This window comes from Sphaerisporangium flaviroseum, from assembly GCF_039537005.1.
GTDB classification, from domain to species: Bacteria; Actinomycetota; Actinomycetes; order Streptosporangiales; family Streptosporangiaceae; genus Sphaerisporangium; species Sphaerisporangium flaviroseum.
The window spans coordinates 290807-303105 of the sequence record NZ_BAAAZR010000008.1; the positions used below are offsets into that span (position 1 = coordinate 290807).

A 12299-nucleotide genomic window follows, 5' to 3' on the forward strand; every position below is an offset into this window, starting at 1 on the left:
GCCATCGAAACGGAAGCGTGAACCATGCCGCTTGGGCCGTACGGGCCTTCTCTCAGAACCGCCGGGGGCAGCGCGCTGTCCGTGCTCGACGACCTGCGGAAGGCGAGCATGCTGTCCCGCCCGCTGACGGTGGGCGTCGCCATGGCCACCACCGCGATCGCCAACGTCCCCGGCATGGCCAGCGCCTACAACAACTGGGAGTCCATCTACGCCCGCCTGGACACGGCGAACAAGAGCTTCATTCGCAACCTGGGCGACAAGGGGAAGGACGGCTGGGTCGCGGCCGACCACGACGCGTTCGTCGACGCGGTGGAGCGCTACCAGGAGGCCCTGGAGAGCCTTCGCGGATACGTCAAGGGCATCTCGGGCATCGTCGACGAGCTTGGTGACGCCTACCGCGCCTACTGGCTGGCCATGGCCAGGGTCGCGGCGGTGGTGGTCTCGGGCGTGGCGATCGCCGCGGCGATGCTCACGACCCCCTACGCCGCCGCGGGGTACGCGCGGCTGGAGGCGCTGGGCTTCATGGCCAACAGCGTCATCGCGGTCGCCACGAGCATGCTCGCGAAGGTCGTGTCGGCCGTGGCGGGCGGCATGTCCGTGTACTTCGCCGGCAAGGCCTTCGTCCAGATGTTCAACCTGCAGCCCACCGGTGACGCCAAGGTCGACTTCACCAAGGCCGTCATCGACACCCAGGGCCTGCCGCCGTTCCAGCAGCCCCCGGTGTCCGGCCCGGGACAGGTGCCGAGGCTGCCGCCGTCCGCCGGTTTCGAATGGCGGGAGCCCAAGGTGGAGCAGCCCAAGGTGTACACGCCGTGACCCCGGCTTTCGGATAGAGGAGCGGTGCGAGTGTTCGACCCGGACGATTTCCAGCTCGAGGACTTCGAGCGGATCGCCCAGCGGAGCCAGGAGGCCGTCCGGCGTCTTGGCGGCGTTCTTGGGGAACTTGGGACCCTCACGGGTGAGGGCGCGGCGGCCGGGGGGCTGGTCGGCGCGACCGTGGACGGAGGCGGCCGGATCCAGGAGGTGACGCTCGACCCCCGGGTCATGCGGCTGGACAGCGGGTCCATCGCGGAGGCCGTGACCGAGGCCGTGCGGATGGCGCAGGACGACGCCCAGCGCAAGAACCAGGAGATGCTGCGCGCCGCCATGGGGGAGGAGGTGCCCACGCTGGACGCGGCGGGCATCCAGTCGTGGTTCGAGGAGGCCACCCGTTCGATGGGCGAGCCCTTGCCGCCGGATATGCGATAGCGCTGACGGGATGCCGGTGGAATCGGCGCACAAGAGATTTCCCTGTATTCCCTACAGGGAAACCATGTATAGTCAATCATGCGCCGGTACCTCTTCGAACAAGTGTGCCATCGGACGGGACCGATGAGAACACCGGCGGGGAGAGACCCCGCCGCCCGCCTCTTCACGACACGGGGGATGCATGTCGTACCCGAGATCTCCGCACACCCCACCGGATGATCCGGGAGGCCCCGGACTCGACGTGTCACCGACCGGTCTGGCCCACCTCGGCATGCTCTTCGAGCACCAGGGCGCGGACCTGACCGCGGCGGCCATCGAGGCGGTGAAGCGGCTCCAGTCCATCGGCGACTTCTGGGGCCATGACGGCGCGGGCGTGAAGTTCCACGAGGGCGAGGGCGGCAAGGCGGGGTACGGCGCCCGGTGCGCCGACCTCGTCGCCGAGGTCGACGCGCTCGCGACCGCGTACGACCACATCGGCGACCGTCTGGTGCTCATGGGGCGGAACGTGCGGGACGCCGACTGGGCTTCGGTCCCCCGGCTGCCCGAGATCCCGCGGTGAGGTTCGGCCGTCCCGCGCTCTACCCCGTCGCGGGGGCGGGCATGGCCGCCTTCGTGTCGGCGATGATCCTCGCCGACTGGCCGGAGGGTGACCCAGCAGGGGCCCGGGAGGCCGCCGCCGTCTGGAGGTCCCTGGGCGCGCGCATCGACGCCAACACCACGGTCACCGGGAAGGTCGCCGAGAGGGTGTGGAGGGAGCATCCGAGCCAGGGGGCGGAGGCGTTCCACCGGTACTGGACCGCCGGCGGATCGGGCGGCCCTCCAGGTGGCGTCATCGCCTACCCGCCGCAGGTCGCCGCCCACTGCCGGCGCGTGGCCGAGGCGTGTGAGGGATACGCCGATGCGGTCGAGGCCACCCGGCACGCGCTGCGGGTGCTGGCCGTGACCAGCTACTTGCAGCTCATGTTCGCCGGCTCCTGGCCGTGGATCGGCGCCCGGACCGCGGCCCTGTCGAAGTGGCTGGTGGACCGCCTGTACAAGAAGGTGCAGGCCCAGGTCCTGCTCAAGCTGCTCGAGAACACCGTCATGAAGCTGGTGGTGACGAAGTTCATCGGATACACGGTGGGCAGCGCCACCTTCGCCCTCGGGGACGAGGCGCTGGCGGCCGGCACCAAGGTCGCCTTCGGCGACGACCCGGGGTCAGTCTCGGAGAACGCCCTGGCCACCCTGAAGGACTTCGCCGCGTGCATGGTGTTCTTCGGCGTCTGGGACCTGACCAAGCTCGGCCCCATGGCGAAGGTGTTCCGCAACAACGACGCGGGTGACTTCGCCTCGTTCTATGTCGGTTCGACCGCCTACACCGTCGCCTACAACGCCGAGAACGGGAAGACCGGCTCGGACATGCTGCCGACGATGAGCCAGCTCATGGGGAAGCTGCTCATCGGCATGGCACAGCGGGGCAGGGATCCCGGCTACCCGGCGGCTCCCCAGTCCCCGCCGTAGAGGTCAGCCGCTCAGCCCTCGCACCCAGGCGTAGACGTCGAGCACTCCGAGCGCCAGAGGGAACAGGGCCATGATGAGCATGAACTCCACGATGTCCCCCGCCCTGCCCCAGAACGGCGTCGGGTGCCGCTGGGGGAGGAACAGGCCCACACCGGCGCCCAGGGCGGCCATCGCGGCCAGCGCCACGGCGGTGAGGAGGGCGGCGAGCGGGCTCACCAGGGTGATCGACCCCAGGAAGGTGACGAGCCCGGCCGCCCCCGCCGCGAGCAGCCACACCCGCTGGCCCACCCCGAAGAAGACGCGGGCGCGCATCAGCAACGCGAGCGCGAGCACCACTTTCATGGCGGCGCCGGTCAGGCCCGGCGCCCCCAGCAGCAGCACCCCGGCGGTCAGCGCGACCAGGCCGACGCCCGCGGCAAGTCCGGTGGCGAACCGCTCCGCCTCGATGGCGCGGTTCTTGACGTCCGGCCCGTCGAGTTCCTGGATGTCGGTGCGGAGCTCCTCGGCGTTCCTCGGAGCGGACGGCAGCGGCAGCCGGGCGAGCCGGAAGGAGAGCGTCGGGATCAGCGGTGTGCAGGCCAGGACGATCGCGACGATCAGCGCCGCGACGCCCGCCGGGGGCGCCTCCCAGATCATGACGATCGCCGCGCCGATCGCACCCGCCATGGAGGCGAGCATGACGCCGAAGAAGTTCGGCAGTCCCTCGGCGATGGCCCATCCCGCGATGGTGGCCGCGAGCGCGGTCATGGCGAAGGCGGCGAGCAGGTTGGGCGCTCCGAACCACAGCAGGCCGACGTTCTTCGCAGGGGCGAGAAGCCCGGCCAGGAACGCGTACGGCAGAGCGGTGTAGCCGATGACCGCCCCGGCCGCCGCGTCCCCGACGGCCCGGGACAGGGCGGCCCCGGTCCCGGCCAGCAGGAGGGCCAGCACGCCGGCCACGATGGTGGCCAGCGTCCAGGGCGGCCCGGCCACGGTGAGGGCCAGGGCACCGGCGACCAGGAACGCCACGGCGATGGCGAGCCCGGTGGCCCGCGTGTGCCTGGCCTGCCACCGGCCCGATTTCTCCTTGATCCCGGTGGCGATCGTGTCGGCCACGTCGTCGAAGACGGCCTCGGGCAGCTCGGACGGGCGCGGCAGCAGGTAGAGGACCTCGCCGTCACGTATGCCGAGACCGTTCATGCTGTCGTCCAGGTCCAGTGCCCGCCCGCCGACCCGCTGCAGGACCCATCCCGTCGTGCTCATGATCGTCTCGTCGCCGTTCTCCCCGGCGGCGGCCAGCACGTTCGGCAGCACGTGGGTGAGCGGAAGGTCGGAGGGGACGGCGAGGTCGATCCTCTTGCGCGGGGTCACGATCGTGACCCTGCTCATGGCGATGGCCGCTCCCGGCGCCCGCAGGACGGCAGCCTTGGGTGTCCCGTTCGCCACGTCCAGTGCGGCCCCTGGCCCCGCGGGCCCGCCGGGCCCTCCCGGCCCGCGTGCCGGGGGCCCGGCCATCGGGTTCAGCGTCACACCGACTCCATAGAGATCACGCGAATACCGTATCGGGGCGGCATGCCAGACGAGGGCTGACATATCCATGTTTCTGTGGGACTCGGTGTTTCTACGCGTCTCGGTCAGCCCGGTGATCGGGGTTCGCTACGGTTAGCTGATCGGTACGGAGTTCTCTGGAACCAGTACGGAGGTTTCAGGGACAGGTCCCCTGAGTATGGAGCGACGTGGGCATAGTCGTTGTCCGGCGACCCGAGCGCCGCCCGCCTCCGGCGCCACCGCGCGGTGAGATCCTGCTGGAGTCGCCCCCGGAGATCCCCGAGACCACCTCTGGGGGGTTCGCCCAGGTCCTCACCTTCTTGCCGATGGTCGCCGGCGGGGCCGCGATGGCCCTGATGTTCACGGCCGGTGGCAGCGGCAACCCCATCATGTACGTCGCCAGCGGCATGTTCGCGCTGTCCATGGTCGGCATGAGCATGAGCCAGCTCGGCCGGGCCTCCGGGGAGCGCAAACTGCGGCTCAACGGCCTGCGGCGCGACTACTTCCGCTACCTGTCCCAGACCCGCAAGAAGGTGCGCAGGGCGGCCCGCCAGCAGCGGGAGGCCCTCCACTGGAACGGCCCCGATCCCGAGTCGCTGTGGTCGGTCGCCATGGGCCCACGCCTGTGGGAACGGCGGCCCCGCGACGGCGACTTCGCCACGGTACGCGTGGGAACGGGAACCCAGCGCCTCGCCGTGCAGCTCATCCCACCGGACTCCAAACCGGTCGAGGATCTCGACGCCATGTCCGCGGGGGCGCTGCGCCGCTTCGTGCGGGCCCATTCCACCGTCGACGACCTGCCGATCGCCATGGCACTGCACTCCTTCGCCCGCATCGTGCTCACCGGAGACCCCGGGGCCGTCCGTGACCTCGTACGGGCGCTGGTCGGGCAGCTCACCGTGTTCCACTCCCCGGAGGACATGCGGGTGGCGGTGTGCGCGGGCAAGGAATGGATGGCGCACTGGGAATGGGTCAAGTGGCTGCCGCACGCCCTGCATCCGGAGGAGGCCGACGCGGCGGGGCCCGTACGCCTCATGACCGACGACCTGAGCGACCTCGACCGGCTGCTCGGCGGCGAGCTGAAGGACCGCGGCAGGTTCAGGGCCGGCGCGTCCATGGAGTCGCTGCCCTACCACGTGGTCATCGTCGACGGAGGGTATGTCCCGCACGACTCGCAGCTCGGGGCGGACGCCATCCAGGGTGTCACCGTCATCGACCTCAGCGGTGCCACCTCCGTCGCGGAGGAGGGGATCCAGCTACGGCTGGAGGTGCTGCGGGACCGGTTCAACCGCATCCAGCTCGACCACGCGGGCAGGGAGATCGTCACCGGGCTCGGCCGGCCGGACCGGCTGTCCTTCCTGCAGGCCGACGGGCTGGCCCGCCAGCTTTCGCCACTGCGCGCCTCGTCGGCCAAGAGCGGTAGTGACAGCCAGGACGTCCTGGCCGTGAACATGACGCTCACCGACCTGCTCGGCGTGAACGACCCGCGGCGGCTGGAGATCCCCGCGCTGTGGCGTCCCCGCGCGCCGCGTAACCGCCTGCGTGTGCCGATCGGCCTGGGCGCCGACGGCCGGATGGTCGAGCTGGACATCAAGGAGTCCGCACAGGGGGGCATGGGGCCGCACGGCCTGATCATCGGCGCCACCGGCTCAGGCAAGAGCGAATTGGTGCGCACGCTCGTGCTCGGGCTCGCCACCACCCACTCCTCCGAGATCCTCAACTTCGTGCTCGTCGACTTCAAGGGCGGCGCGACCTTCCTCGGCATGGAGTCGCTGCCGCACGTCTCGGCCGTCATCACCAACCTGGAGGACGAGCTCCCGCTGGTCGACCGCATGTACGACGCGCTGCACGGTGAGATGGTGCGCCGCCAGGAGCTGCTGCGCTCGGCGGGCAACTACGCCTCGCTGCGCGACTACGAGCGGGCGAGGGAGCAGGGCACCGACCTGCGGCCGATGCCCACCCTGTTCGTGGTGCTCGACGAGTTCAGCGAGCTGCTGTCGGCGAAGCCGGAGTTCATCGACCTCTTCGTGATGATCGGCCGGCTGGGCCGCTCGCTCGGCGTCCACCTGCTGCTGGCGTCCCAGCGGCTGGAGGAGGGCAGGCTGCGCGGCCTGGACACCCACCTGTCGTACCGCATCGGCCTGCGGACCTTCTCGGCCATGGAGAGCAGGGTCGTCCTCGGCGTCGCCGACGCCTACGAGCTTCCCTCGGCGCCGGGCAACGGCTATCTGAAGTTCGACACCACCGGGATGACCAGGTTCAAGGCGGCCTACGTCTCCGGCCCGTTCGCACCGGAGGCGCGCCAGGAGCGGCGCACGTCCACCGACCAGCGGCAGGTCGTCCTGTACGGCCCGGCCTACATCCCGCCGCCGGCCCCGGTCCAGCAGCCCGACCCCGAGCCGGAGCCCACGGTGACCGGCAGGGAGAGCCTGCTCGACATCATGGTGCGCCAGTTCGAGGGGTACGGGCCGCCCGCGCACCGCATCTGGCTGCCGCCGCTGGCCGAGCCGCTCACGCTGAGCCACCTGCTCCCCCCGCTGAGCATCACGCCGGAGTTTGGCCTGACGACCGTCGGCTGGGCCGGGCGCGGGAAGCTGCGCGCCGTGCTCGGCATCGTGGACCGGCCGTTCGAGCAGCGACGCGACCCGCTCGGCGTCGACCTGTCGGGAGCGGCCGGCCACCTCGCCGTCGTCGGATCGCCGCAGAGCGGGAAGAGCACGATCCTGCGCACGCTCATCACCGGGCTGGCGCTCACCCACACCCCGCGCGAGGTGCAGTTCTACTGCCTCGACTTCGGTGGCGGCACGCTGGCCTCGCTGGAGGGCCTGCCCCACGTCGGCGGCGTGGCCAACCGGCTCGACGGCGACCGGGTCCGCCGTACCGTCGCGGAGGTCACCGGCCTGCTGCAGCAGCGGGAGCGCGAGTTCGCCGAGCGGGGCATCGACTCGTTCGCGACCTACCGGCGTGACATCGCCGCGGGCGGGGGGACCGGCACCGACTTCGGCGACGTCTTCCTCATCGTGGACGGCTGGCTCACCGTGCGGCAGGACTTCGAGACACTGGAACCCACCATCACCGACCTCGCCGCCCGCGGCCTCGGGTACGGCATCCACGTGGTGGCCGCGACCAACAAGTGGTCGGAGTTCCGGCCCGGCATCCGTGACCTGTTCGGCTCCCGGCTGGAGCTGCGCCTCGGCGACGCCTACGAGTCCGAGGTCAACCGCAAGACGGCGCTGGCCGTGCCCGAGGGCGTCCCCGGCCGGGGCCTGACCCGCGACGGGCTCCACTTCCTCAGCGCGCTGCCCCGCATCGACGGGGTCCGGCAGGCCGACGACCTTTCCGTGGGCGTCCGCGCGCTCGTCGACGGCGTCAGGGAGGCCTGGCAGGGGCAACCGGCCCCTCGCGTGCGGCTGCTGCCCGCCGTCCTCCCGGTGGACGCCCTGCCCGCCCCCGGCGAGACGGGGCGGCGCATCCCCATCGGCATCGACGAGGCCACCCTGTCCCCGGTCTCGGCGGAGTTCGACATCGATCCGCACCTGACGGTCATCGGCGACACCGAGAGCGGGAAGTCCAACCTGCTGCGGCTGGTCGCGGAGGGCGTCGTGGCCCGCCACACCCCCGCGGAGGCGCGGCTCATCGTCATCGACTACCGCCGCTCGCTCCTGGACGCCGCGTACACCGAGCACCGCATCGGTTACGCGGCCTCCAGCACCGCGGCGGCGGAGATGGTCGCCGAGGCCCGGGAGGCGCTGGTCAAGCGGCTCCCGCCGGCCGACCTCACCCCCGACCAGCTCCGCGCGCGCAACTGGTGGAAGGGGGCGGACCTGTACTTCATCGTCGACGACTACGACCTGGTGGCCACCGGGACCAACCCCCTCGCCCCGCTGCTCGACCTGTTGCCGCAGGCCCGCGACATCGGCCTGCACCTGGTGCTGTCCCGGGCGATGGGCGGCGCCGGGCGGGCGATGTTCGATCCCGTCATGCAGAGGCTCAAGGACATGGCCAGCCCGGCCGTCATCCTCTCGGGCGACCGGGACGAGGGCGTGCTGTTCGGTGTGCGACCGCACGCGCTGCCGCCGGGCCGGGCCAACTTCGTGGACCGCAGGTACGGCGCCCGCCTGATCCAGACCGCTTTCCTGCCCTCGTCCGGGCCCGCCGCCGAGGGGTGAGTGCCACCTATGTGTGATTTCCTCCTGCGATGATCGCCGCTAGCCCGATATGATCGCGATTCGGGAGATCTGTCCGGGCGGTCCGCGAGCGGTCCGCCGACGGCCAGAGCATGTCCGAGCACGTGGTTTCTCGGTGACGGCGGAGGGAGCCGGCCCGGTGGCAGGTATCGATCTGAACCGCGAGGCGCTTGCCAAGCTTCGCACCTCGGTGCACACCCAGGCGGGCAAGCTCGCCACCGTGGGCGACGGCTTCCCCGCGAAGGACGCGGCCGCCTCGTCCATCTTCGGCACGCTGGAGGGGGCCGGAGCGCTGGCCGCCGCCATCGGCCGGGTCGAGGGGCACGTGGACCGCGAGCTCGGCACGGTGAAGAGCCGGCTCGACGGCGTGGAACGCGCCCTGGACACCATCGAACAGAACGTGCTCAAGGCCGAGCACGACACCACGACGAAGCTGCCGTACGTATGACCGACATGGGGGCGGTTGGGGCGTTGCCGGGTGGCCAGGAGTTGGTGGCGCTGGCGGGCAAGGTGAAGGGTGATCCGGGGGCGATTCGGGCGGTGGGGACGCGTTGGCGGGGGGCGGCGTCTGGTTCTGCTGGTCCGTTGAATGCTTTGGGTGTGTTGGTGTCGGGGGTGGACACGGCGTGGAATGGTGCGTCGGCCGATGCTTTTGTGGCGTATATGCGCAGGTATGGCCGGGCGGGGGAGGCGTTGCATGATGCGCTGGCCAATTGTGCGAATTCGTTGGATGCGGTTGCGGGTGCGGTTGAGGTGGCGGGCCGGAATGTGGGTGGGGTTTGTGATGATCTGCTGGCGTGGGTGGGGGAGTATCGGCGGCGTAATCCGCAGGCGACCGAGGAGCAGTTGAAGCCGGGGATCACCGAGCAGGTGAAGGCGGCGGTGTCGCTGGCGCAGGGTCAGGTGGAGACGGCCGAGACGGCGGTGTCGACGGCGCAGCGGGAGATCGGTAAGTATCTGGATGAGATCGCGCCGGAGTTCGCCGAGATCCCGGCGGCGGTCGATCAGACGTTCGTTCCGGGGCCGGGTCAGTCCACCGAGTGGGTTCCGGTGCCCGAGGACAAGCTTCGCACGCTGCTCGCCGGGACCGACGGGTCGCAGGGCGCGGACGGCGGCGACGGGTCGAACGGGGGAGGATCGGGCGGAGGAGGATCGGGCGGCGGCGGCGGAGGGTCGGGCGGTGGCGGTGGAGGGTTCGGCGGGTACGGGCCGAGCGGCCCGCCGCCGCCCGGCGGCGGCCCCGCGCCCAAGGGCCAGGTCGCGGACTGGATCCGCCAGGCGACCGAGATCCTCAAGGCCCACGGGTACCCCGTCGAGAAGATGAACGCCAACGACATCTGGATGATCATCCAGCACGAGTCGGGCGGGAACCCGCACGCGATCAACAACTGGGACTCGAACGCGGCGGCGGGCCACCCCTCCAAGGGGCTGATGCAGACCATTGACTCGACGTTCAGCCGGTGGGCGCTCCCCGGGCACGGCGACATCTACAACCCGGTGGACAACATCATCGCCGCCGTGCGCTACGCCATCGAGCGTTACGGATCGGTGTCCAACGTGCCCGGCGTGGTGGGCAGCAAGAACGGCTCCGGCTACGTCGGTTACTGACTTCCTCGTCGGAGGAAGCGTGCGTATGGCTGTACAGCGCCGAAACTCCACATTAAATCCAATGTAATTGGATGTTCCTAGCATCAGGCTGCCCGTTGCTTCACACGGTCAGCAAGGAGCCTGGGTTGGCACCTCCATACGATGATCCACGCACGGGCTACACCGGCCGCGGCCCGGTGACGGACGTCAGCCCGGCAAGCCTGAAGAAGCGCGGGGACGACTTCCTCCGCGAGCGTGACGACCTCGCCAAGGCCCTGAAAGAGGCGACCACGGCCCTGGACGCCCTGGACGATTTCTGGGGCGGCGACGAGAACGGGCGGCTCTTCTACCACGGGGTCCAGGGCCGCAAGGGATACCGGGCGGCTAGGGAGGAGATCGAACGGCACGTCGAGCTCATCAAGGTGTGCTACACGCGTATCGGGGAGAACCTCGCCGTTTCCGGGGCCAACCTGGAGGCGGCGGACTGGTCCACCGTCGGCCGGCTCGCGCGAACGGTCTACGAAGGGGACCTCGCCACCCCCACCACGAAGGCCGAGGTCGCGTGAGCCCGTCCCCTCTCACCGGTTTCAAGAGGCTCGCGGACACCCGCCCGGTCGCCACCACGCTGACCGTGGGCGCCGTGACCCACGGCGCGTTCGTCACCGCGATGCTCGCCGTCGAGTGGCCCGAGGGCGACCCGGACCGGCTCCGGCAGGCCGCCACGATCTTCGACGAACTCGCCAGGAAGATCGATGAAGGTCTCGTCGCGGCCGACGAGGCCGCCGTACGGGTGTGGCTGGACAACTTCGGGCCGGGGGTCGAGGCGTTCAGGCAGATGTGGCGCGGCGTGCCGTCAGGGCCGCCCGGTTCCGGCGCACCGGCGCCGGAAGGCTTCTCCGGGTACCCGGCGGACGTCGTGGCCTACTGCAGGAGGGTCGCCGCGGCGTGCCGGGCGTACGCCGACAGCCTGGAGACGATCCGGCACGTGCTGATCGTGCTGGCGGTCCAGGCGTGGGCGAACATGCTGTTCACCTCCATGTACGGATGGACGACGGCCGGTGTGGCCAAGCTGGTCCAGAAACAGATCATGGAACGGTTCTTCCAGAGGCTGGCGCAGTCGCAGCTCAAGATCTTCAAGATCAGTATCACGAAGATCATCTCAACCGGCTTCTACTACACCCTCGACAGCCTGACCTACGCCGGAATCCAGCAAGGGCTCCAGCTGGCCATCTACGCCGCGTCCGGGGTGCGCACTGACCTCCAGGGCAGGGACGTCCTCTCCGCCGAGACGAACGCCATCCAGTTCGGCCAGGCATTCGTGGCCAACCTGGCCTTCGAGGCGGTGTGGGACGGGAGCAAGCTGATACCGGGTGGGGCCAACATGGTCTTCGACCGGATCTGGGTGGGGGGCAAGCTGGTGCCGGGCGGGGCCAGGGGCAACCGGTTCGGCGACTTCACCAGCCGCATGGCGGGTTCGGCCACCTACAGCGTCGTCGCCAACCTTTTTGAGGACCCGACCGGGAACCCGGTGCCCACGGACTGGCAGACCTGGGCCGCCAAGCTCCTCACGCACGGGGTCCGGAGCATCAAGCCTTCGTAGTCGCCGTCTCGGCAGGACGGGCGGCGATCACGGGCGCGCGCTGGTGTGCATGACGATGAACTCGACCCGGGCCTCCTCGTAGGAGGCGATGTCCCGCTCGAGCGACTCACGGGTGAACAGATCCGGCCGCTCGCGGTGGGCGGCCCTGCCCGTCTCCGTCCAGAACGCCGAAGGCGGCACCTCCTTCGCCGTGGGAGGGAGAAACTTGGCCGCCTCGGCCACGGCGTCCCGGGCCGACTCCCAGCCGAGCACCACGCTGCCGAACAGGTCGGCGTCCGTAGGGGTGTCGATGAAACGCAGATCCTCACGCATGGCGCGTTCGGCGTACCCTGAGCTCACCATCCGCCACTGTCCGGCGTCGATGAGCTCTGAGGTGCCGTGCCCGAACCGGAGCCCGTCGCGCCGCGCGTCCGCCTCGGCCCGGTAGGGAATGTGCACGTCGATCCGCAGCGCCAGCCCGAGGTCGCGGCCGTCGAAGAACAGCCTCCACTCGTCAGGGCCCTCGGTCAGCGCCGTCTGCGCCTCGTAGTCGCGTGCCGTATGCCGCTCATGGCCCTCGCCTTCAGCCGCCCTGGCGGTGATCCTGATGTACAGATAGGCCTCTACGAGCGTTCTGGCACGCTGTGATGACATGCCGATTCCTCTCCTGC

The 12299-nt window shown here is 70.3% G+C and carries 11 protein-coding genes; 9 read left to right on the forward strand and 2 right to left on the reverse strand.

What is annotated here, in order from left to right; all coding sequences use genetic code 11:
• Window positions 1-24 precede the first annotated feature (24 nt).
• The 4 genes from ABD810_RS17685 to ABD810_RS17700 all read left to right on the forward strand — a co-directional run bounded on the left by ABD810_RS17685 (window position 25) and on the right by ABD810_RS17700 (window position 2748).
• Window positions 25-816 (forward strand): hypothetical protein, encoded by a 792-nt coding sequence (locus ABD810_RS17685; RefSeq protein ID WP_344940764.1) that lies wholly within the window; start codon window positions 25-27, stop codon window positions 814-816.
• 24 nt (window positions 817-840) lie between these two features.
• The gene (locus tag ABD810_RS17690) at window positions 841-1248 is read left to right on the forward strand and encodes a YbaB/EbfC family nucleoid-associated protein (protein ID WP_344940768.1); all 408 of its coding nucleotides are present in this window, start codon (window positions 841-843) and stop codon (window positions 1246-1248) included.
• Window positions 1249-1489: 241 nt separating this feature from the next.
• Window positions 1490-1807, forward strand: a complete 318-nt coding sequence (locus ABD810_RS17695) for a hypothetical protein (protein WP_344940771.1) — start codon at window positions 1490-1492, stop codon at window positions 1805-1807.
• On the forward strand, window positions 1804-2748 hold the full coding sequence (locus ABD810_RS17700; RefSeq protein WP_344940773.1) for a WXG100-like domain-containing protein: 945 nt from the start codon (window positions 1804-1806) through the stop codon (window positions 2746-2748). The genes ABD810_RS17695 and ABD810_RS17700 overlap by 4 nt, the downstream gene beginning before the upstream one ends.
• A gap of 3 nt (window positions 2749-2751) precedes the next feature.
• On the opposite strand, the gene eccD is transcribed toward ABD810_RS17700, so the two are convergent.
• Entirely contained in the window at window positions 2752-4257 is a 1506-nt protein-coding gene (eccD, locus tag ABD810_RS17705) for a type VII secretion integral membrane protein EccD (protein ID WP_344940776.1), read from the reverse strand.
• A gap of 206 nt (window positions 4258-4463) precedes the next feature.
• Here eccD and eccCa point away from each other — a divergent pair, with 206 nt between their 5' ends.
• The 5 genes from eccCa to ABD810_RS17730 all read left to right on the forward strand — a co-directional run bounded on the left by eccCa (window position 4464) and on the right by ABD810_RS17730 (window position 11649).
• Window positions 4464-8444: a type VII secretion protein EccCa gene (gene eccCa / locus ABD810_RS17710; RefSeq protein ID WP_344940779.1), complete on the forward strand. Its 3981-nt coding sequence runs from the start codon at window positions 4464-4466 to the stop codon at window positions 8442-8444.
• A 157-nt stretch (window positions 8445-8601) separates the two neighbouring features.
• Window positions 8602-8910, forward strand: a complete 309-nt coding sequence (locus ABD810_RS17715) for a hypothetical protein (protein ID WP_344940782.1) — start codon at window positions 8602-8604, stop codon at window positions 8908-8910.
• A complete protein-coding gene (locus ABD810_RS17720) occupies window positions 8907-10070 on the forward strand; it encodes a transglycosylase SLT domain-containing protein (RefSeq protein WP_344940785.1) in 1164 nt (387 codons plus the stop codon). The genes ABD810_RS17715 and ABD810_RS17720 overlap by 4 nt, the downstream gene beginning before the upstream one ends.
• Window positions 10071-10195: 125 nt before the next feature.
• Window positions 10196-10615 carry a hypothetical protein gene (locus tag ABD810_RS17725; protein ID WP_344940788.1) on the forward strand — a complete coding sequence of 140 codons (420 nt, stop codon included), beginning with the start codon at window positions 10196-10198 and terminating at the stop codon, window positions 10613-10615.
• Entirely contained in the window at window positions 10612-11649 is a 1038-nt protein-coding gene (locus tag ABD810_RS17730; RefSeq protein WP_344940792.1) for a WXG100-like domain-containing protein, read from the forward strand. The genes ABD810_RS17725 and ABD810_RS17730 overlap by 4 nt, the downstream gene beginning before the upstream one ends.
• 27 nt (window positions 11650-11676) lie before the next feature.
• Here the strand turns inward: ABD810_RS17730 and ABD810_RS17735 are convergent, their stop codons facing one another.
• A complete protein-coding gene (locus ABD810_RS17735) occupies window positions 11677-12282 on the reverse strand; it encodes a hypothetical protein (protein ID WP_344940795.1) in 606 nt (201 codons plus the stop codon).
• Between the last annotated feature and the right edge of the window lie 17 nt (window positions 12283-12299).

Bases quoted from the DNA above. Each gene is read 5' to 3' on its own strand.
- ABD810_RS17720 (WP_344940785.1), top strand. From the start codon at position 8,907: ATGACCGACATGGGGGCGGTTGGGGCGTTGCCGGGTGGCCAGGAGTTG.
- ABD810_RS17685 (WP_344940764.1), top strand. From the start codon at position 25: ATGCCGCTTGGGCCGTACGGGCCTTCTCTCAGAACCGCCGGGGGCAGC.
- ABD810_RS17735 (WP_344940795.1), bottom strand. From the start codon at position 12,282: ATGTCATCACAGCGTGCCAGAACGCTCGTAGAGGCCTATCTGTACATC.